This window comes from Actinomycetota bacterium, assembly GCA_014360655.1.
Classification (GTDB): domain Bacteria; phylum Actinomycetota; class Geothermincolia; order Geothermincolales; family RBG-13-55-18; genus JACIXC01.
Window position 1 is genome coordinate 222,214 of sequence record JACIXC010000002.1, and the last position, 19,250, is coordinate 241,463.

At 65.8% G+C, this 19,250-nt stretch carries 20 protein-coding genes and 1 tRNA gene; 20 read left to right on the top strand and 1 reads right to left on the bottom strand.

The window, feature by feature from the left end; all coding sequences use genetic code 11:
• The first annotated feature begins 54 nt into the window (after positions 1–54).
• The 19 genes from H5T73_02515 to H5T73_02605 all read left to right on the top strand — a co-directional run bounded on the left by H5T73_02515 (position 55) and on the right by H5T73_02605 (position 16,862).
• On the top strand, positions 55–696 hold the full coding sequence (locus tag H5T73_02515; GenBank protein ID MBC7246641.1) for a hypothetical protein: 642 nt from the start codon (positions 55–57) through the stop codon (positions 694–696).
• A 68-nt stretch (positions 697–764) separates the two neighbouring features.
• A complete protein-coding gene (locus H5T73_02520; protein ID MBC7246642.1) occupies positions 765–1,874 on the top strand; it encodes an aminopeptidase P family protein in 1,110 nt (369 codons plus the stop codon).
• 460 nt (positions 1,875–2,334) lie between these two features.
• Complete coding sequence (efp, locus tag H5T73_02525) at positions 2,335–2,895, top strand: elongation factor P (GenBank protein MBC7246643.1); 561 nt, start codon at positions 2,335–2,337, stop codon at positions 2,893–2,895.
• A 19-nt stretch (positions 2,896–2,914) separates the two neighbouring features.
• Positions 2,915–3,247: an Asp23/Gls24 family envelope stress response protein gene (locus H5T73_02530; GenBank protein MBC7246644.1), complete on the top strand. Its 333-nt coding sequence runs from the start codon at positions 2,915–2,917 to the stop codon at positions 3,245–3,247.
• A complete protein-coding gene (gene nusB, locus H5T73_02535) occupies positions 3,248–3,802 on the top strand; it encodes a transcription antitermination factor NusB (protein ID MBC7246645.1) in 555 nt (184 codons plus the stop codon).
• A 653-nt stretch (positions 3,803–4,455) separates the two neighbouring features.
• Complete coding sequence (pyrR, locus tag H5T73_02540; GenBank protein MBC7246646.1) at positions 4,456–4,998, top strand: bifunctional pyr operon transcriptional regulator/uracil phosphoribosyltransferase PyrR; 543 nt, start codon at positions 4,456–4,458, stop codon at positions 4,996–4,998.
• Between the two features lie 216 nt (positions 4,999–5,214).
• Positions 5,215–6,150, top strand: a complete 936-nt coding sequence (locus tag H5T73_02545; GenBank protein MBC7246647.1) for an aspartate carbamoyltransferase catalytic subunit — start codon at positions 5,215–5,217, stop codon at positions 6,148–6,150.
• A gap of 25 nt (positions 6,151–6,175) precedes the next feature.
• Positions 6,176–7,465 carry a dihydroorotase gene (locus tag H5T73_02550; GenBank protein ID MBC7246648.1) on the top strand — a complete coding sequence of 430 codons (1,290 nt, stop codon included), beginning with the start codon at positions 6,176–6,178 and terminating at the stop codon, positions 7,463–7,465.
• Positions 7,458–10,517 carry an ATP-grasp domain-containing protein gene (locus H5T73_02555; GenBank protein MBC7246649.1) on the top strand — a complete coding sequence of 1,020 codons (3,060 nt, stop codon included), beginning with the start codon at positions 7,458–7,460 and terminating at the stop codon, positions 10,515–10,517. The genes H5T73_02550 and H5T73_02555 overlap by 8 nt, the downstream gene beginning before the upstream one ends.
• Positions 10,514–11,314 (top strand): dihydroorotate dehydrogenase electron transfer subunit, encoded by an 801-nt coding sequence (locus tag H5T73_02560; protein ID MBC7246650.1) that lies wholly within the window; start codon positions 10,514–10,516, stop codon positions 11,312–11,314. The genes H5T73_02555 and H5T73_02560 overlap by 4 nt, the downstream gene beginning before the upstream one ends.
• Positions 11,287–12,228, top strand: coding sequence for a dihydroorotate dehydrogenase (locus tag H5T73_02565; protein ID MBC7246651.1), 942 nt, complete (start codon positions 11,287–11,289; stop codon positions 12,226–12,228). The genes H5T73_02560 and H5T73_02565 overlap by 28 nt, the downstream gene beginning before the upstream one ends.
• A gap of 121 nt (positions 12,229–12,349) precedes the next feature.
• On the top strand, positions 12,350–13,066 hold the full coding sequence (gene pyrF, locus H5T73_02570; GenBank protein ID MBC7246652.1) for an orotidine-5'-phosphate decarboxylase: 717 nt from the start codon (positions 12,350–12,352) through the stop codon (positions 13,064–13,066).
• Positions 13,067–13,181: 115 nt separating this feature from the next.
• Positions 13,182–13,754, top strand: a complete 573-nt coding sequence (locus H5T73_02575) for an orotate phosphoribosyltransferase (protein MBC7246653.1) — start codon at positions 13,182–13,184, stop codon at positions 13,752–13,754.
• Positions 13,755–13,864: 110 nt separating this feature from the next.
• The gene (locus H5T73_02580; GenBank protein ID MBC7246654.1) at positions 13,865–14,182 is read left to right on the top strand and encodes a hypothetical protein; all 318 of its coding nucleotides are present in this window, start codon (positions 13,865–13,867) and stop codon (positions 14,180–14,182) included.
• Positions 14,183–14,257: 75 nt separating this feature from the next.
• Positions 14,258–14,824, top strand: a complete 567-nt coding sequence (gmk, locus tag H5T73_02585) for a guanylate kinase (protein MBC7246655.1) — start codon at positions 14,258–14,260, stop codon at positions 14,822–14,824.
• Between the two features lie 43 nt (positions 14,825–14,867).
• Positions 14,868–15,107, top strand: a complete 240-nt coding sequence (gene rpoZ / locus H5T73_02590; GenBank protein ID MBC7246656.1) for a DNA-directed RNA polymerase subunit omega — start codon at positions 14,868–14,870, stop codon at positions 15,105–15,107.
• Positions 15,108–15,120: 13 nt separating this feature from the next.
• Positions 15,121–16,320 (top strand): bifunctional phosphopantothenoylcysteine decarboxylase/phosphopantothenate--cysteine ligase CoaBC, encoded by a 1,200-nt coding sequence (gene coaBC / locus H5T73_02595; GenBank protein ID MBC7246657.1) that lies wholly within the window; start codon positions 15,121–15,123, stop codon positions 16,318–16,320.
• Between the two features lie 82 nt (positions 16,321–16,402).
• Positions 16,403–16,747 (top strand): hypothetical protein, encoded by a 345-nt coding sequence (locus H5T73_02600; GenBank protein MBC7246658.1) that lies wholly within the window; start codon positions 16,403–16,405, stop codon positions 16,745–16,747.
• A 27-nt stretch (positions 16,748–16,774) separates the two neighbouring features.
• Positions 16,775–16,862: transfer RNA gene (locus H5T73_02605), tRNA-Leu, on the top strand.
• A gap of 42 nt (positions 16,863–16,904) precedes the next feature.
• On the opposite strand, the gene H5T73_02610 is transcribed toward H5T73_02605, so the two are convergent.
• Positions 16,905–17,792: an alpha/beta hydrolase gene (locus H5T73_02610; GenBank protein MBC7246659.1), complete on the bottom strand. Its 888-nt coding sequence runs from the start codon at positions 17,790–17,792 to the stop codon at positions 16,905–16,907.
• A gap of 113 nt (positions 17,793–17,905) precedes the next feature.
• Here H5T73_02610 and H5T73_02615 point away from each other — a divergent pair, with 113 nt between their 5' ends.
• Positions 17,906–19,180 (top strand): MFS transporter, encoded by a 1,275-nt coding sequence (locus H5T73_02615; protein MBC7246660.1) that lies wholly within the window; start codon positions 17,906–17,908, stop codon positions 19,178–19,180.
• Positions 19,181–19,250: the final 70 nt, after the last annotated feature.

Genomic DNA, 19,250 nt, shown 5'->3' on the forward strand with positions numbered 1-19,250 from the left:
CAGAAAATATTCTATATAGGAGTCTGCAGGTATTAGCGGAAGGAGAAAGGCCGCATGTTGAGAAGGGAATACGCGGGAAAGGGCGGTAAGGAGCCGGCGAAGAAGGATTTTTTCTGGTTCCTCGCGCTGGCCGGCCTCATTCTGGTAGCCTATTTCACGTTGAATCTCGCCATAAACATGGTCTACGGGGTCGACCTGGCGGGGAAGGGTGCGGTCATAGTCGTCCGGGAGCCACGCTACCAGGGAGACCAGCTCGTCGACGAGGGGGAAAGCGTGGTGCTGCACGGGGTATCCGGCTGGGTGGCGGCCTTCTCGCCCTGGCTGGCGGTGAACGCCAACCTGCTCGCCCTGGGGGTGATGCTCTTCGGGATAGGCTTCGCCCTCACGGGGAGGGACCCGGAAAAGCTGGCCGTTACGCTCTTCAAGCTGCGCATCCTCGCCTGTTACCTGCTCGCGGTGGTGCTGCTCATGCTGGTGCTGGGCATAGACCGGGTATATTTCCTCCCCCGTGCCGAGACCGGCGGGGTCCTGGGCTGGATAGACTGGTACATCTTCGAGTTCCTGGCCCACATCGTCTGGGCCGCGATCATCGCCGCCCTTGCCGTCTTCTTCCTCCGTTACGCGGAGAAAGGGCAGGGAAAAGACGCCAATGGCCCTCGCGCGCTGGAAGGTGACGGTCGAGAGCCTCCCGACTGAGGGGGAGCGATCGGCGGCCGGCGTGGAGCAGTCGATGTGCCGGAGGAAGATCCCGTTCGGGAGCGGTTATGGCCTTCAAGGATGAAGAATATCGCAGGCGCATGAGCCGCTTGCGGGCCGTAATGTCGAGGGAGAGGCTGGACGGCCTGCTGTTGAGCGGCCCGGCGGACGTACGTTACCTCTGCGGTTTCAGCGGCTCCAGCGGCATGGTGCTCCTCCTCGGAAGGTCGGGATACTTTATCACCGACTTCCGCTACCGGGAGCAGGCAGCCCTCGAGGTGGCGGGCTTGCGTGTCGTGATCTGCGAGGACGGATTCGGACAGGCCCTGCGGGAGGTGCTGTCCCGGCGCACGGCGAAGGGCGCCCCGGGGGTGATGAGGATAGGTTTCGATCCGGGTACGGTGACCTACGCGGAACTCTTAAGGCTGCGAAGACAGTTGCGGGGAGTGGCCTCGCTGGTCGCGATGGGGGCGGAGACGCAGGCGCTGAGGGCACGCAAGAGCCGGAGCGAGGTGGAGGTTCTAAAAAAGGGGCTGAGGGTGGCGGAGGAGGCCTTCCGGGAGGCCCTGGGACGGGTGGATAAGCGCACCACGGAGTGGGAACTCGCCATGGAGGTGGACTTCGCGGCACGCAGGCGGGGTGCCGAGACCACTGCCTTCGAGACCATCGTGGCTTCGGGGAGCAGGGGGGCCCTGGTGCACGCCAAGCCGTCCCGGAAAGGGCTGGCGGGGGCGGCGGTAATCGACTGGGGCGTGGTGTACGGGGGGTATAACACGGACTGCACGCGCACCCTCGCCTTCGGAAGGGTGCCTGCCGAGCTCGTGAAGGCGCACCGCCTGGTCATGGAAGCGCGGGAGCGTGCACTGGCGGCGGTGAGGGCGGGCGTAAGGGCCCGCGAGGTTGACAGGGCGGCACGGGAGGTTATCGAAAAAGCGGGGTACGGGGAGGCTTTCGGCCACGGACTGGGTCACGGGGTGGGGCTGGAGGTGCACGAAAGGCCGCACGTGGGGCCGAAGAGCCGGGACTTGCTGGAGGAGGGCATGGTCTTCACCGTGGAGCCGGGCATATACCTTCCGGGGGTGGGGGGAGTGAGGGTGGAGGACATGGTTTTGGTCACCGCCCACGGGATGGAGGTGCTCGCGTCGTTCCCGCATTCCCTCGACCCCTCAGATTACTGAACTTACCCGGCGGCCGGGCCGCCGGGTAACGGTCTCGCTCGCAGGCTCGCTGCGACCGACCCTGTAATTCCCCGGGCTTGCTGGGTGCGTATATGTACTTCTTCCGGCCCGGGGCCTCGGGGTAATGGTCTCGCTCGGCGCCGCGCGCCTTTCCTTCTTCCGGCGGCCGGGCCGCCGGGTAACGGTCTCGCTCGCAGGCTCGCTGCGACCGACCCGGTCGTTCCCGGCCTTGGTGGTTGCGTATATGTCGTTCTTCCGGCCCGGGGCCTCAGGGTAACGGTCTCGCTCGGCGCCGCGCGCCTTTCCTTCTTCCGGCGGCCGGGCCGCCGGGTAACGGTCTCGCTCGCAGGCTCGCTGCGACCGACCCGGTCGTTCCCGGCCTCAGTTGTGTGGAAATAAGGGATGTTCTCCTGTGTTAAAATGGGACGCGTAGGCAGGAGCAACAAGGGAGAAAGGCGACATGATAACCACGGCGGATTTCAGGAACGGCATCACCATCGAACTGGACGGCACGCTGTACAACCTGGTCTATTTTCAACACGTGAAGCCGGGCAAGGGAGGCGCCTTCGTGCGAACCCGCTTAAAGAACCTCAAGACGGGAGCGGTGATCGAGAAGACCTTCCGGGCCGGGGAGCGTGTGGAGCTGGCCGTCCTGGACAAGCGGCGCATGCAGTATCTCTATCGTGACGGAGACAACTACCTCTTCATGGACCTTGATAGCTACGAGCAGATGCCCATATCGGGCGAAGAAGTGGGGGAGACCGCGAAGTACCTGGTTGAGGGGATAACGGTGGAGGTTCCGCTCTACGAAGGTAAGCCGGTGGGCGTGGAGCCGCCCGTCTTCGTGGAGATGGAGGTGGTGGAGACGGCGCCCGGCGTGAAGGGCGACACCGCCAGCGGGGGAAGCAAGCCGGCCACCCTGGAGACGGGTCTCGTGGTGAACGTCCCCTTCTTCATAGAGGCGGGGAACAGGGTGAAGATCGATACACGCAGCGGCGAGTACGTGGAGCGGGTCGAGTAGCTCGGGAGGCAGGGCGAGCATGATTGACGCGGGGGATTACAGGCTGCGACATGGGATGCTCGAGCTCATGGCGGGCATAGCCCTCTCGCGCGTGGAGGGGGCCTCGGGGGTGGCCATGCGCGGCGAGGTCGCGGACGAGGGAAGGAAGCGGAAGAACCTCGCAAAGGGCATAAAGGCGGAAGCGAACGAGGGCGCCGTGACCTTCGAGGTCGAGGTGCACATGGATTACGGCAGGGACTTCCACGAAGTGGGGAGAGAGGTGCAGCGTGCTGTGAAGGAGGCGGTGGAGTCCATGACCGGATGGCGGGTGGATGCGGTTGACGTCAACGTCACGGGGGTGAACGCCGTCTAGGTGAGCGAATCCCATCCCTTCGGCAGGCGTACGCTGGCCAGGAAGCTGGCCTGCGATATCCTTTACCAGGCGGACCTTACCGGGGAAGACCTTGACTCCGTGGTGGAGGGTTTCCGGCGCATGCTGGAAGAGGGGATAGAGGAGAACCCGACCCCTCCCGACGGCATCCCCGACATATCCATGGAGAGGGTGCACCTCCTTCTCGGCGACGAGGCGCGGATAGAGGAACTGTCCTCCTTCGGCTCGGAGAGCCTGCTCTACCCGCCTGAGATCCCCGTTTTCTCCCTGGACCTCGTGGATCTTTACCTCGAGCACCGTGAGGAGATAGACGGGCTTATCGACTCCTACGCGGACCGCTGGTCGCTGGAACGCATGCCCATGGTCGACCGCAACCTCCTGCGCCTGGGGTTCGCGGAGCTCCTCTACCGTGAGGACATCCCCACCAACGTCACTATCAACGAGTACGTGGAGCTGGCCAAGGCCTTCTCGACCGAGGATTCCGGTAAGTTCGTCAACGGGGTGCTGGGGAGGCTTTACCGGGACCGCCTGGCTTAGATACACAAGGGTCGGGGCACGCCTTATGGCTGATGGGCGCGTGTCTTTGCTTCTTGCGGCGGCCGGGCCGCCGGGTAACGGTCTCGCTCGCAAGCTCGCTGCGACCGGCCCTGTGGTTCCCCGGGATGGGTGGTTGCATAAAGAGGCCGGGCCGGGGGCTCGTGCTCACTCCGCGACGCGCGGCCTCGTGATGGGTAATTCCCTTCCTCCGGGTAATCCCTCACTTTAAAGGGGACACTTCGCCAGGGCCATGATGGAGGCCGCTTGCGATGTCGTTCGCCCGACCCCCGGACCCGGCCTGGGTGGGTGGTTCAGTAAAGGCTCGCTGCGACCGGCCCTGTGGTTCCCCGGGCTTGGTGGGTGGAAATAAGGAGGCCTCTTATGATATCGCTCGAAAGGGCCCCGGCGATGCTCGTATGACAACATGAAGGAAAAAGAAACGCAAAAAGGATCATTCGGAGAGGAAAGGATAAGTGATCACGGAAGAAGAACTATGTGTATGGATAGCGTTGCCCGGGGACCGGTGCGATGCTATTATGGGATAGACCTTTAAACCAGTCCCGTGAGGCTGGCAAGGGAAAAAGGAGAATAAGCGTGAAAGGAGACCTTCCTGCGCCGGCCGCAGGAAGGTTTTTTAACGCAAGGTGATGGAGATGAGCTTCGTGGAGAAGGCAAGGGTGATGGAGGAGAAAGACGTGCAGCGTGCCGTACGTCGTATAGCCCACGAGATAGTGGAGCGTAACAAGGGAGCAAAGGACCTGGTGCTGGTCGGCATCCGCACGCGCGGCGTCCCCCTTTCCGGCCGCATAGCGGAGGCCATACGGGAGATCGAGGGCGTGGAGGTGCCCGTCGGGAGGCTGGACATCACCCTCTATAGGGATGACCTGCATACCCTGGAGCAGCCGGTGGTGAAGGAGACCTACCTGCCGCCCGACATCGACGGGAAGCAGGTGGTCATCGTGGACGATGTGCTGTTTACCGGCCGCAGCGTGCGCGCGGCCATGGACGCCATCATAGATTTCGGACGCCCCGCATCCATCCAGCTGGCGGTCCTGGTGGACAGGGGGCACCGCGAGCTGCCCATCAGGGCTGACTACGTGGGCAAGAACATCCCGACCTCTCGCGATGAGGAGGTGAAGGTCGCCCTGCGGGAGGTGGACGGCGAGGACGGGGTCTTCATCGGGTACCAGGATTGAGGCCCGGTCCCGCAACGGGACCCTTTTCGGGAGGCCGGGGCATGCGTGAGAGCGGGAAGACGGGAGCGGTATGGAGATGCAGCGAGAGGAAGGCGGACGGGAGCATGAGCGGGTGGTGTGCGGGAGGAGGCCCGGCATATCCGCCGGCCGGGGCGGAGAAGGGCGCGGGACGGCCGGTGCCGTCGCCCGGGGTGAGCGGTGACACGGAGGTATCCCATGGCCGTTAGGGGCCATCTACTGGACGTGGACGACCTGGATAAGGAGGACCTGGAACGGATTCTGGAGATGGCCCACTCCTTTTCCGAGGTTCTGCGCAGGCCCATCAAGAAGGTCCCCGCCCTGCGGGGCAAGACGGTGGTCAACCTGTTCTACGAACCATCCACCCGCACCCGACTCTCCTTCGAGGTGGCCGCGAAGAGCCTGAGCGCCGACGTGCTGAACTTCACCGCCTCCGCCTCAAGCGTGGAGAAGGGCGAGAGCCTGAAGGACACCGCCCTCACCCTGCGTGCCATGGGGGTGGATGCCGTGATCGTGCGCCATCCCGTGGCGGGAGCCCCCTGGCTGCTGAGGAAGTGGCTTGACGTGACGGTGATCAACGCCGGGGACGGCATGCACGCACACCCCACCCAGGCGCTGCTCGACATCTTCACCATGCGGGAACGGCTGGGAGACCTGGAAGGACTTACCATCGCCTACGTGGGGGACATCCTGCATTCCCGCGTGGCGCGCTCGGGCATGAAAGCCTGCAGGGCGGCGGGCATGCGGGTCTTGGCGGTGGCGCCTCCCACCCTGCTGCCGCCCTCCATGCCCGGCGACGTCGAGGTGTCGCATTCCTTCGACGAGGTGATACCACGTTGCGACGTGCTCTACATGCTGCGCATACAGAAGGAGAGACAGCAGGAGGCGAGGTTCCCCAGCCTGGAAGAATATGCCAGATGTTACCAGTTGAACATGGAGCGCATGCGCAGGGCGAAGCCGGGGGTGGTGGTGATGCACCCCGGACCGGTGAACCGGGGGGTGGAGATCTCCTCCGAGGTGGCTGACGCGCCGCACGCGGCGATAAACTCGCAGGTGTCCTCCGGGGTGGCGGTGCGCATGGCCGTTCTCTTCCTGCTCCTGGGGGGAGCGGAAGGAGGTGGCGCCCTTGCCTGACATACTCATAAGGGGCGCGCGGCTCATGGACCCCTTCCTCGGGAGGGACGAGACCCTTGATGTTCTTGTCTCCAGGGGGCGCGTGGCCGAGATGGGGAAGGGCATCCCCGCGGAGGGGCGCGAGGTGATAGGCGCGGAGGGCATGATACTGGCTCCGGGTTTCCTGGACATACACGTGCACCTGCGGGAGCCGGGAAGGGAGGACGAGGAGACGCTGGAGAGCGGGCTGGCCGCGGCGCTGCGGGGAGGCTTCACGGCCGTCTGTTGCATGCCGAACACGGAACCGCCCCTGGACAATGCCGCGCTGGTGGAGGAGCTGGCGCTCAAGGCCGTGAAACTGGGCCTCGCGGACCTTTTCCCCGTGGGCTGCGTCACGCGGGGAAGGGAGGGCCGCGAGCTGGCAGAGATGGGGTTGATGCACCTCAGCAGGGCGCGGGTGAGGGCCTTCTCCGACGACGGCGACGGCATCGAGGACGCCGGGCTCATGAGGCGCGCGCTGGAGTACGTAAAGGGCTTCGACGGGATCATAGTATCCCATCCCGAGGACCGCGGGCTTTCGCGGGGCGGCCAGGTGAACGAGGGAGAGGTCTCCTTCGCCCTCGGACTGCGCGGCATGCCCGCACTCGCGGAGGAGGTCATGGTGGCGCGTGACCTGCTGCTGGCCGAGGAAACGGGGGCACGTCTCCACCTCGCCCACGTCAGCACCGCCAGGTCGCTGCGCATGGTAAGGGATGCCAAGGCGCGCGGAGTGAGGGTGACTGCGGAGGTGACCCCGCATCACCTGGTGCTCAGCGAGATGGACATAAGGGATTACGATACCGTGTTCAAGGTGAACCCACCCCTGCGCACCCCTGAAGACGTGAAGGAGCTGCGCCGCGCCCTGCTGGATGGAACGGTGGACGCTGTTGCGAGCGACCACGCTCCCCATGCCCCGCAGGAGAAGGAACGCGAATTCGAGTACGCTCCCTTCGGTGTGGTGGGGATGGAGAGCGCCTTCCCCGTGCTCCACACCGAGCTGGTAGAGAGCGGCGAGCTGCCGCTCATGAGGTTGCTGGAACTCCTCACCCGGGGGCCGGCGGAGGTCATGGGCCTGCACGCGCCGGAATACGGGGGAGGGATAGAGGTGGGGAGCCGTGCCGACCTGGTGCTCATCGATACGGAGCGGGAGTGGGTCCTGGACGCGACGGTCTTCGTGTCCAAGGGGAGGAACTGCCCCTTCCACGGCCGCAGGGTTAAGGGCAGGGTGGTGTTGACGCTGAAGAACGGCAAGGTGGCGTATGCCGTTCCCGATATGGGGGGTGGCGCCGGTGGTTAGGGATCGTGTGGCGCTGGTGGTGGGCCCCGGGCCCGTCACCCTGCAGGAGGGCACGTGCGTGCAGTACATGGCGGCGAGGTTATGCCGCTACCTGCACGAAAGGGGCTACCGCGTGGTGGTGCTCGAGGATAACCCGGCTACCCTCATGGATGCCTGGGAGGAGGTGGAGGGTATCTACGTGGAGCCGCCCCTTCCGGAGGTTGTCTTGCAGGCGGCGGAGAAAGCGGGGGCCGCATCCGTGTGGCTGGGCATGGCGGGGAGAAGGGGATGGGAGCTTTTCAAGGCGTTGGCGGCGGAGGGGGCGCCGGAAAGGCTCGGCATCTCCGTGCCCGATGTTGATGACCGTGTCCTCTGGCTCTGCGGAGACCGGGGGCTGCTGCGCGAGACGCTGGAAGAGAGGGGTTTCTCGAACCCCGCCTTTCGCTCCGTGGACAGCGTGCACGAGGGGCAGAGGGCGGCGGCGGAGCTGTCCTTTCCTCTTGTTGTGAGACCCCATTTCTCCTGTGGAGGATGGGGAGCCGGTATCGCCTACAACGGCGAGGAACTGCCGGCCGTGCTGGAAGAGGCCCTCAGGGAGAGCCCCGCCGGCGAGGCGCTCGTGGAGGAGTCCCTTGCGGGGTACCGTAAATACGTGGTGGTACTTCTGCGCGACGCGGACGGTGAGTGCCGGGTCGCCGGCACTTGCGAGCAGCTCGAGCCCCTTCCCCTGCACGAGGAGGACGCCGTGCTGGTCGTGCCGCCCGCGACCGCTGACGAGGGGGTCTACGCGCTGCACGAGGCGGCGCGTGAGGCGGCGGATGCCCTCGGTCTGGTAGGGGTCGCGGAGGTGAAGATCGCGGTATCGGCCGGGTGGGAGGACCTATATGTCCTGGACGTCAATCCGCGCCCCTGGCGCACAACGCCCCTCGTCGAGGTGGCTCTGGGGAGGGACCTGTTGAGGACGCATCTCGACCTGTTGCTCGGCGGAGGGCACGCGGCAGGGTCGCTCGCATCGCCGCAGGGGCCGAGAGGGGTCATCGTCTCCCTGCCCCGCTTCTTCTACGCCGAGGAAGAGGGGGAAGGGTGTATACATCTGCGTTGCCGGGCGGTCGGCAGGACCATCCTCGCGGGGAAGACGACGGAGGAAGCCGCCGCCGCGGCGCTCCGCTATCTCGTCCTGGAGGGGCGTGGCAAGGGATGGGGGGAAGGATGGTTGCGGAGCACGGAAGGGCTCCTGTCGGCGCTTTTGCATCGACCTGCCGCGTACCGGCGGAGGTCTGGCGGCACGGTGGCGGGCGGCGGTTTTCTGCCGCCCCGTGCGGGTGCGCCTGACGTCCCGGAGGAAGCACCGGCAGCAGGCGGGGTTACGGGAGGCCGTTACGAAGGTACGGTAGAAGGGTGCGGCGACACCGGACCCGGCACGGTAGGCGGAGCTCAGGTAGAAAGTCGCATGGAAGCTCTTTCCGGCAGCCCCCCATCGCGCGGTTATCCCCTGTGCCTGGTCCGCAGGCCGGCGGGCGCTCCCGGCGAGGGGAAAAGGGGGATCATGGTCCTGGGTGGGGACAACGGCGTTCCCGGGGGAGGACACGAAAGAAACTTCGCCGCCCTGCGGGCGGCGCTGACGGCGGCAAGGAACGGGATAGCGGCTTCTCTCTATGCTTGTGATGCCTCCTTCGCGCTGCTGGCGGTGGAGGCGGTGGACGCGGTTTTCCTGGGGCCCCTTTCGCCTGGAGGGGTCGTGGAGGCCGTGAGAGGGGCGGCAGCGGACGCCCTCTGCTGCCAGTTCGCGGGAGAGGAAGGCCTGCGCTGCGGCGTGGCCGTCCGGGAGGGAGGCGAGGGGGTCGCCCTCCTCGAGCAGGAGGTCGCCGCTCCCGAAGACACGGGCCTCGCACAGTGGGCGCACCGGGGGGTGAGGACGGTGCCCTTCGCCGCGGGCCGCGGTGAGGCGCGCGCTTTTCTGAAAAGGTGCGCGTTCCCGGTGCTCGCGGACGCGGCGCCGCCCGGCGGACCGGCGCGCCGCCGCATCATCTTCAGCGAGGAGGAGGGGGAGGGATTCCTCTCGCGGTGCGGCGATGACCGCGTTCTCCTGCGGCAGCTCAGCGAGGAGGCGCAGGAGGTGCTGGTGGAGGCGGTGGCCGCGCACGGGGAGGCGCGGGCCCTACTGATATGGGAAAAGCTGGAAGATAAGGGGACGGCTTCCAGTGAAGGCCTTGCCGTCTTTCCGCCCCTTCACCTGACCTCGCACCAGGCGGAAGCGGCGGAAAGACTCGCGCGCGAGGTGATCTCGCGCCTTCCCTGGAGGGGCAACCTCTCCATGCGCATGCTGATTGCAGACGGCGACGCTCTCCTCCTGGATATCACGCCGGGCGCATCGCGCGAGACGCCCTTCCTCGCGCGCGCGTCCGGTCTGCCGCTGCCGGAGATGGGGATGGAGGCATTGCTCGGAAAGGGGGAGGCGCGACTGCCTGCGCGCGAGGATGCATGCGCCTGGAGATGCCCGGAAACGCCGCTGGGCATCATCGCAGCAGAGGATATCATTCCCGAGGCGGGGGAACGTTCCACGGGCTCCCGCGTGGTTATGGCGAAGAATATCTCGCTGGCGCTGGCGAAGTTGCACGTGGCGCAGGGGATACTGCCGCGACCCGGTGGAAGGGTCTTCCTGAGCGTCGCCGACCGCGAGAAGAGGCGCGTGGTCCTCCTGGCACGCGAGCTCCGCGAGGCGGGCTACCGCCTGGCCGCGACGAGGGGGACGGCACGGACCCTGAAGGCGGCGGGTATGCCGGTCAAGGTGGTCAACAAGCTGCAGGAGGGACGGCCCAACGCGCTGGACCTCATGCGCAACGGCGAGATACAGCTGGTGATAAACGTGCCGCGCGGGAGGAAGCCCAAGAGCGACGGGTTCTATATCAGGGAGGACGCCGCGCGCCATGGCATCCCCTGCATTACCGACATGGAGGTCGCCATGGCCCTGGTGCGTGGGCTGCGTGTCTGCGGTGCAGCGGGGTGGGACATGGACATGTGCGGTACGCTCCTTCCGGGAACCTGCCTGGCGGAGGGGGCGGGAGGGAAGTGAGCCTGCCGGCGCGATACATTGCAACCGTTCTGGAGAGAAGGGATTACGGTTGCGCCAGCGAGCTGGTGTTCGCTGTCCCCGGGGATTTCGATCCGCAGCCCGGACAGTTCGTGCACGTATTGTGCGGGGACCGCGGGCGCATACTGAGGAGGCCCTTCAGTGTCTTCGACCGCGGGGAGGGAACGGCCTCCATCCTGGTGAGGGAGGCGGGAGCCGGCTCGTCGTGGTTGCGGGGCAGGGCGGAAGGGGAACGCCTGGACCTGCTGGGGCCCCTGGGGAGGGGCTTCTACACGGCGAAGCAGGAAATGAGCCTACTGGTGGCAGGAGGCGTGGGGATAGCGCCGCTCCATTTCCTTGCGAGGCGCCTGCGGCGGGCGGGAAAGCCCTTCCTGGTGGCCTGGGGGATGGAAAGTGCGGAGGAATTCGCGGGGCTTCCCGGCATCCTCGCGCGGGAGTTCGATCTGCGCATCGCATGCATGGACGGAGGAGCGGGGCCGGCGCGCTCCGCGGTTGATCTCGCATGTGGGATGCATGACTGGCTCGAGGCGACGGTATACGCCTGCGGGCCGCGGGCCATGCTCGTAGCGCTGGCCGCCAGGGTGGCGGACGCGCAGGAGGGGGGGCTGGCGCGCCTGCAGGTGAGCGTGGAGGAGAGGATGGCCTGCGGGCTGGGGGTATGCCGTGGCTGTGCCGTTCCGGCCGCACGGCCGCCGGGCTCTTACCTGGCCGCGTGCAGCGACGGGCCCGTGTTCGGGGGAGATGAGCTGGATTGGGAGCGCATGGCGGCGTTGACCTGAGGGTGGAACTGGGCGGGATCACCCTGCGGAACCCCGTGCTGGTGTGCTCGGGCACCTTCGGGAACGGCAGGGAGATGGCTGCGTGGATGGACGTGAAGGAGCTGGGCGGGGTGATGACCAAGGCGGTGACCCTCGCTCCCTGCGCGGGGAACCCGCCGCCACGCGTCTGGGAGACGCCCTCGGGCATGCTCAACGCCATCGGGCTTGAGAACAAGGGGCTGGAGAGGTTCCTCGCCGAGGACCTCCCCTGGCTGAACGCCATGCAGGTGCCGGTGTGGGTGAACGTGGCGGGCTTCACGCGGGAGGAGTACGTGGAGGTGTCGCGCGAGGTGTCCCGCTCCGGGTTGGCCTCCGCCCTGGAACTGAACATATCCTGCCCCAACGTGAAAAAGGGAGGATTGCACTTCTCGGCCGAAAAGGGCGAGGCGGCGCGCCTGGTGAGCGAGGTTAAGGAGGTGTCCGAGATACCCGTGTACGTGAAGCTATCGCCGAACACGGGCGATATCGCGGGGTTCGCCGGGGCCATGGTGCGGGCGGGGGCTGACGGCATAAGCCTCATCAACACCATCCCGGCCATGGCCGTCGACGTGGAGACGGCGCGCCCGCGCCTGGGGAACGTCACCGGGGGACTGTCAGGGCCCGCCGTGCACCCGGTGGCCGTGCGCATGGTGTGGGAGGTGGCTCAGGCGGTCGACGTGCCCATCATAGGCATGGGCGGTATCTGGAGCTGGATGGACGCGGCCGAGATGCTCATGGTAGGGGCGGACGCGGTTGCCGTCGGCACCCTCAACTTCAGGGACCCGGCGGCCGCCCTGGGCGTGGTGGAGGGACTGGCGTCTTTCATGCTCAGGAAGGGATACCGCAGGGTGGGCGACATGGTGGACCTCGTGCATCGCGGGCGGGACATGCCGTGACGCCGGGGGGAAGGCGCGGAGCGCAGGGTCTTTCCGCCGCCGCGTCGCGTGGGGAGGGCATGGTTTCGCCGCTTGTGAGCGGGGACCCGGCGGAGACGTCGATTTGCAGGAAGGTGCAAGGATGGCAAGGGTTGAAGACCCCTTCATACTGGCCCTGGATACCGGAGACAGGGAGCGGCTGCTGAGCCTGGCGCGCATCATGCGGGGCGAGGTGGCGACGGTGAAGGTAGGCCTGGAGGCCTACACGCGCTGCGGGCCGGAGATACTTGTCGCGATGAAAGGAGCCGGTTACCGCGTCTTCGCCGACCTGAAGCTGCACGACATCCCCAACACGGTGCGGGGTGCGGCGGCCGCGCTTGCCGAACTCGAGGTGGACATGTTCACCGTGCACGTGTGCGGCGGCAGGAAGATGCTGGAAGGGGCCGTGGAGGCCGCGCGGAAGGCGGCGCGGAAAAGAGGAACGGGAAAACCGCTTGTCCTCGGGGTGACGGTGCTCACCAGCCTGGATGAGGCGGGGCTGCGCGAGGCGGGCTGGGCGGGAGGCATGGAGGAAACGGTCCTGCGCATGGCCACCCTGGGATGGGAGTGCGGCCTGGACGGCTTCGTGTGCTCACCCCTCGAGTTGCGGGCGTTGCGCGAGGCGCTAGGCGGTGAGCCCCTCCTCGTGGCCCCGGGCATCAGGTTGCCGGGAGCGGAGAAACATGACCAGGCGCGCACGGCGACGCCGCGGGAAGCCATGGAGGCCGGAGCGGATTACCTGGTGGTGGGGAGGTCGGTCACCTCGCATGCCGACCCGAGGGAGGCCATGAGGTCGCTGCGGCGCGCCGCAGGGACGTGACGACGATGGGGAGGGAGGTTTATGAGGGGGCCGCAGCCGGGCATATAGAACATGTCGGGGCGGCCTGCGGGACGCATGACGCCGCACGCGAGCGGAAGGAAGGGAGGAGCGGGCGATGAACCAGTGGGAGGTGCTGGAGATACTGGAGCGAGAGGGCGCCGTGCAGAAGGGGCATTTCCTCCTCTCCTCGGGGCTGCACAGCGATACCTACGTGCAGTGCGCGAAGGTCCTGCAGTTCCCGAACCTTGCGGAGAGCCTGGCGAGGGAGATGGCGGGCGAGGCGGAGGAGCTCCGGCCGGAGCTGGTGATAAGTCCCGCCATGGGAGGCATCATCATCGGGTACATGGTGGCGCTGGCCCTGCGCAAGCGCATGGTTTTCGCCGAGAGGCAGGAGGGGCGCCTGACCCTGCGCCGCGGTCAGCAGGTGCACGAGGGGGAGAGGGCGATCATAGTGGAGGACGTCATAACGACCGGAGGCTCTGTGCTGGAGATCATGGAGCTGGTGCGGGAGCAGGGGGGCGAGGTGGTGGGCCTGGAGGCGATCATAGAGCGCGGAGACGACCGCGATTTCGGCGTGCCCAAGAAGGTGCTCCTGAGGCTGGATGCCCCGGTGTGGGAGGCGGCGGAGTGCCCCCTGTGCGCCCGGGGGTTGCAGTTGGAAATACCTGGCAGCAGGAGGCTGGAGTGAAAGGGGCGGCACGCCGCGAGCGCCTGGCTCGATGGCTTGTTTGCAGGTAAAAGGCGGTTTATACTTGTATGGACCATTGAGGTTAGGGTTTCGAACGGAGGAGGGATGAAATGGCCAAGCAGAAGCTTCCGGAACTGACGCCCGAACAGCGCAAGTTGGCTCTGGAAAAGGCGGCCAAGGTCCGCAAGGAGAGAGCTGAGATAAAGAAGAAGCTGAAGGCGGGAAAACTCAAGGTAAGCGACGTGCTGAAACGAGTCGACGATGAGATATACGGCAAGATGACCGTCAAATCGGTAATCGAGTCGCTGCCTGGCGTGGGGAAGCTGCGCGCGGCGAAGATCATGGAGGAGATCGGCATCAGCGAGACGCGGCGCGTCAAGGGGTTGGGACCCAAGCAGATCAGCGCCCTGAAGGACAAGTTCTCCTGAGGATAACCTCGAGCAACGACTTTCCTCGAACAGGGAACCGCGAGAGTCGCACTGCGGTCTGAAAACACGGGAGACATGATGCGGCGTGGGCGCCTTTTCGTCGTGGCCGGGCCTTCCGGTGCGGGGAAAGGTACCTTGATAGCGGAGCTCCTTCGCCGTTACCCGCGGACGTGGCTCTCCGTTTCCGCCACCACGCGCCGGCCCCGTCCGGGAGAAAGGGAAGGAGTGGACTATTTTTTCCTGGAAGAGGAAGAGTTCGCGCGCAGAGCGGATGCGGGGGAATTCCTGGAATGGGCCGAGGTGCACGGAAAGCGCTACGGCACTCCCCGCACGCGGGTGTTGGATAAGATGCGGGAAGGATACGACGTGCTGCTGGAGATAGACGTGCAGGGCGCCAGGCAGGTGAGGGAGAAGATGCCGGAAGCCGTGGCCGTTTTCGTGCGCACCCCCACCCTCCGGGAGCTGGAGAGGAGGTTGCGGGAAAGGGGGACTGAGAGCGAGGAGGAGATCGCGGAGAGGATGAGAAACGCCCGACGGGAGAACCGGGAGGCGGGGAACTTCGACTACGTGATCACGAATGACGAGCTGTCTCGCGCGGTGGACGAGCTCTGTGCTATATATGAGAAGGAAAGCCGGTCCTGAAGGGATGGTTAATAAAGGAAACGGAGGTTCTGGACAGGTGTTGATGAAGACGAAGATCGACGATCTGCTGCAGGTGATGAACAATTCAAGGTTCGGTCTGACCATCGCGGCGGCAAAGAGGGCGCGCCAGATCAATAATTACTTCCGCCACCTGGGGGAAGGCCTGGGAAGCGAGGCGGGCCCGCAGGTTAGGTCCGCTTCCAACAAGGCCCTTTCCCTGGCCCTGGAGGAGATAGCCGAGGAGAAGCTCGAATTCGAGATGCCGGAGGACGGGGTAAAGTAGAGCGGGTCTTCCCATGAACCGCATAGTTTTCGGTGTCACCGGAGGGATAGCCGCCTACAAGGCGGTGGATGCGGTGCGCCAGCTGGTGCTGCGGGGCTGCGACGTGAGGGTGATCATGACCGAGCATGCCACGCGGCTGGTGGGGCCGGAGACCTTCCGGGCGGTGAGCGGAAACCCCGTCGCGGTCAGCCTCTTCGATGCCGAGGGCAAACCCATCGAGCATATCTACCTGGCCAGGAACGCGGACCTGGTCATAGTGGCCCCCGCCACCGCCAACCTGCTGGCCAAGATGGCTCACGGTATCGCGGACGACCTCCTCTCCACCACGCTCCTGGCGACGCGTGCACCGGTGCTCGTGGCTCCCGCCATGAACACCGCCATGTACCGCCACCCGGCCACGCAGGAGAACCTGAGGAAGCTGAGGGAGAGAGGGGTGCGCGTGGTGGGGCCGGAGAGCGGCGACCTGGCCTGCGGGGAGGAGGGGGAGGGGAGGATGGCCGAGCCCGCGCGCATAGTGGAGGCCGCCATGGAGGTCTTCGCGCTTGCGGGAGACCTGGCGGGAAGGCGCGTGCTGGTGACCGCGGGCGGCACGCGTGAGCCCCTGGACCCGGTGCGCTTCATCGGCAACCGGTCCAGCGGCAAGATGGGATACGCCCTGGCCGCGGCGGCGAAGCGCATGGGGGCGGAGGTGGTGCTGGTGAGCGGCCCCACGTACCTGGAACCCCCCGTCGGCGTTGAAGTGGTGAGGGTGGAGACGGCGGCGGACATGAGGGACGCGGTGATGTCCCGGGCGGCGGCGTGCCACGCGGTTGTCATGGCGGCGGCGGTGGCCGATTTCACGCCCCGGGAACGCAGCGGGGAAAAGATCAAGCGCGGAGGAAAGAATTCCCTTACGCTGGAGCTGGTGCGTACCCCCGATATCCTGGGGGAGCTGAGCGAGAGCAGGAGTGCGGGGCAGGTGCTGGTGGGCTTCGCGGCGGAAACGGGAGACCTGCTCGAGCACGCGCGGCGTAAGCTGCGCGAGAAGCACGTGGACATATTGGTCGCGAACGACGTCTCGCTGCCGGGTTCGGGTTTTGACGAGGACCGCAACATGGCGGTGCTCCTTTTCCGCGACGGCGAAGAGAGGGCCCTTGACCTCATGCCCAAGACCGAGCTGGCCGCCCTGATCATGAAGGAGGTTGCCGAGCTGCTGCGGGCGCAAAGGGAGTAGCCTTCTCAAGGAGTGGCTTTCCCGTGACGATAAAAATCTAGCCATCCTTATGAGGGTCGCGCTGGCGTTGGAGGAGCGAGAAGTGGCAAAGCTGGTAAAGAGGGGCATCATCCTCAACGTCTCCACGTACCCTTTGCCCACACTTCTGCCCAAGAAGGCCAACCACAGGTCGAAGACCCTCACCTTCGACATCAATTTCGACCTGGTCGAGGAGGAGGGGCACAGCGTCAAGGTCTGGTTCTACCGCGGGTTCCGCTTCCCGCCTCCCCTGGAGGACGGGGACAAGGTGGAGGTCATCGGCAAGTACGGTCGCGTTTCCAAGGACATATTCTACGCGTCGAAGATAATAGACCGCCGGCGAAAGAGAATATATACTGGTTTTCGGAACCGCAGGCTGAAGGAGGGCGAGGAGCCCGAGGAGAAGTGACCCCCCGCGCGGCGGGCCTGAGATTGCGTCGGAGTGGCGGAATCGGTAGACGCGCTAGGTTGAGGGCCTAGTGAGGAGCTTCCTCATGGGGGTTCAAGTCCCCCCTCCGACACCAGGATGAAACCCCGGCCGAGGCCGGGGTTTTAACATGCCGCGTCTACGCGTGATCGGAGAGGAAATCCATGATGAGCGAGTTGACCTCCTGCGGCCTCTCCTGCTGCACCCAGTGGCTGCACCCCGGTATGTACCTTATCTCTAACGGTCCCTCCACGGCGGTATGGAAGTCGTAGGTCAGCTCCTTCCCGAGCGCCCGGTCTTCCTCCGCCCAGATGACCAGGGTGGGGCACTTGACCTTGGGGGCGTTTTGCGACTGTCCCCGCGGGGAGCGCAGGAACTGCCGGAAGGCCGCACGGTAGTAGTTGATGCCCCCCGTGAGCGCCCCCGGCTTTGCGGCGGCCTCCTTGAACATGTCGATGTCGTGGGGCGTGAGGGCGCTCTTGTCGAGCAGCCATCCACGGAACAATCTCTTCACCATCAGGTAGTCGCGGCGGCGCATGAGGAGTTCCGGTAGGAAGGGGACCTGGAAGAGGAACATGTAATAGGAGCGCCGCCTCTGCGCGGGGTTCTTCATGAGGTGGTCGATGAGCACTTCGGGAGGCGGGCAGTTGAGGATGATCAGGCGTTCGACCATGTGGTGATAGTGGGCGGCGAAGGGCCAGGCCACACCCCCTCCCCAGTCGTGGGCCACCAGGACGGCACTCTCCTCGCCCAGGTGGCGGATGAGGCCGGCGACGTCCTCCATGAGCGCCCTTACCCGGTACCGGTGCACCCCCACCGGCTTTTCCGACTGGTTGTACCCCCTCATGTCGGGGGCCACCACGCGGAAGCGCTCCGCCAGCACGGGGATCTGGTGGCGCCAGGAGTACCAGAACTCCGGGAAGCCGTGGAGCAGGACCACCAGCGGCCCCTCACCCGCGCTGACGTAATGGAGCCGTATGTTGTTCACGTGGGCGTAATGATGTTCCCATCCGGGCGCGATCTCCATGTCGACTACCCCCTTTCGCGAATCATGCCTTGTCGCAATTGTAACGCATGGAGGCCCCGGCGCGCCGTCCCGACCGTGTTGTGCGCGACAGGCCGGGGGTTTATAAAGATGGCATGGAGACGATGGAGGTGAGCGTTACCGCCAGGGGGACCTTTTCCTCGTTCCGCTACCGTGATTTCCGGATCCTGTGGACGGGAGCCTTCGTATCCAACGTGGGGACCTGGATACACAACACCGCGCTGCTCTGGTTCGTGAGGGAGACGACGGGTTCGAACTCCTGGGTCGGGGCGGTGAACATGGCCTCGTTCCTGCCTGTCCTGCTCCTCGTGCTATGGTCCGGTTCGCTGGCGGACAGGCTCGACCGGCGGCGGCTCATACTGGTCACCCAGGCTGTTATGATGCTGGGAGCCTTCGCGCTGGCCCTAAGCCTGCGGCTGGGGACCACCTCCATGGCGGTGATCGTCCCCCTCACCGCCGTCATGGGCATGGCCTTCGTTTTCAATTTCCCCGCCTGGCGGGCCCTCATCCCCGACCTGGTGCCACGCGAGCACATGCTCAACGGGATCGCCCTGGACGCGGCGCAGTTCAACCTGGCGCGCTCGGTGGGACCCCTGCTGGGCGCGCTCATCCTCAACGCCTGGGGGGCGGAAGCGGCCTTCCACATAAACGCCGCCAGCTTCCTCGCCGTAATCCTGGCCCTGCTCGCGATGCGCACAAGGACGCCGGCAGCGGCGGTTTCCGGGCGCACGGGCAGGCATATCGTTGAGGGGGTGCGCACGGCCTTCGGGGAAAGCTGGTCACGCAACCTCCTCGCTCTTCTGGCCGTCTTCTCCTTCTTCGGGCTATCCTTCCTGGTGCTTCTGCCCGGCATGTCGAGGGAGGTCCTGGGAAGGGGTTCGGGGGGTTACGGTGCGATGCTGAGCCTCATCGGGGTGGGGGCGGTGGCCGGCGCGCCGCTGGTGAGCGCCCTGCGCCGGCTGCTGCCGGAGAAAACGCTCATAAAGGCCACCGCTCTCATCTTCGGTTTGAGCCTGACGGCGACCGCATTCTGCAGGGATCTCTGGATCTGCCTGCTCCTGGCGTTCTGCATCGGGGCTTCCTCGCTCATGCTGAGCGCCGTCATCAATACCGTGCTGCAGGCGAGGGTGGAAAGGGAGATGCGCGGGCGCATCATGAGCCTGTACATCCTCGTCTTCCAGGGCATCTATCCACTGGGGGGCATGTTCCTGGCCTATCTCGCGGACGCGACCTCCATTCCCGTGACGCTCGTGGCGGGTGGGAGTGTGTGCACGGCGGCCGGCCTGGCGGTGACGGCCTTCCCGTCCCTGCTGCGCGGGGTCTTTTCGGGGCGGGTGGATGATGCCGGTGAGAAGGGAGGGCCGGCGTGAAGGTCCGCATGGGAATCCATGCCATGTGAGGCGTGGAGAGCGTGAACGACCGTTCGCCGGGGGCACTTGC

Bases quoted from the DNA above. Each gene is read 5' to 3' on its own strand.
- H5T73_02610 (MBC7246659.1), bottom strand. From the start codon at position 17,792: ATGGAGATCGCGCCCGGATGGGAACATCATTACGCCCACGTGAACAAC.
- pyrR (MBC7246646.1), top strand. From the start codon at position 4,456: ATGAGCTTCGTGGAGAAGGCAAGGGTGATGGAGGAGAAAGACGTGCAG.
- rpoZ (MBC7246656.1), top strand. From the start codon at position 14,868: ATGAAGACGAAGATCGACGATCTGCTGCAGGTGATGAACAATTCAAGG.
- H5T73_02545 (MBC7246647.1), top strand. From the start codon at position 5,215: ATGGCCGTTAGGGGCCATCTACTGGACGTGGACGACCTGGATAAGGAG.
- H5T73_02515 (MBC7246641.1), top strand. From the start codon at position 55: ATGTTGAGAAGGGAATACGCGGGAAAGGGCGGTAAGGAGCCGGCGAAG.
- H5T73_02550 (MBC7246648.1), top strand. From the start codon at position 6,176: ATGGACCCCTTCCTCGGGAGGGACGAGACCCTTGATGTTCTTGTCTCC.
- H5T73_02615 (MBC7246660.1), top strand. From the start codon at position 17,906: ATGGAGACGATGGAGGTGAGCGTTACCGCCAGGGGGACCTTTTCCTCG.
- coaBC (MBC7246657.1), top strand. From the start codon at position 15,121: ATGAACCGCATAGTTTTCGGTGTCACCGGAGGGATAGCCGCCTACAAG.
- gmk (MBC7246655.1), top strand. From the start codon at position 14,258: ATGATGCGGCGTGGGCGCCTTTTCGTCGTGGCCGGGCCTTCCGGTGCG.
- efp (MBC7246643.1), top strand. From the start codon at position 2,335: ATGATAACCACGGCGGATTTCAGGAACGGCATCACCATCGAACTGGAC.
- pyrF (MBC7246652.1), top strand. From the start codon at position 12,350: ATGGCAAGGGTTGAAGACCCCTTCATACTGGCCCTGGATACCGGAGAC.
- H5T73_02575 (MBC7246653.1), top strand. From the start codon at position 13,182: ATGAACCAGTGGGAGGTGCTGGAGATACTGGAGCGAGAGGGCGCCGTG.
- H5T73_02520 (MBC7246642.1), top strand. From the start codon at position 765: ATGGCCTTCAAGGATGAAGAATATCGCAGGCGCATGAGCCGCTTGCGG.
- H5T73_02530 (MBC7246644.1), top strand. From the start codon at position 2,915: ATGATTGACGCGGGGGATTACAGGCTGCGACATGGGATGCTCGAGCTC.
- H5T73_02580 (MBC7246654.1), top strand. From the start codon at position 13,865: ATGGCCAAGCAGAAGCTTCCGGAACTGACGCCCGAACAGCGCAAGTTG.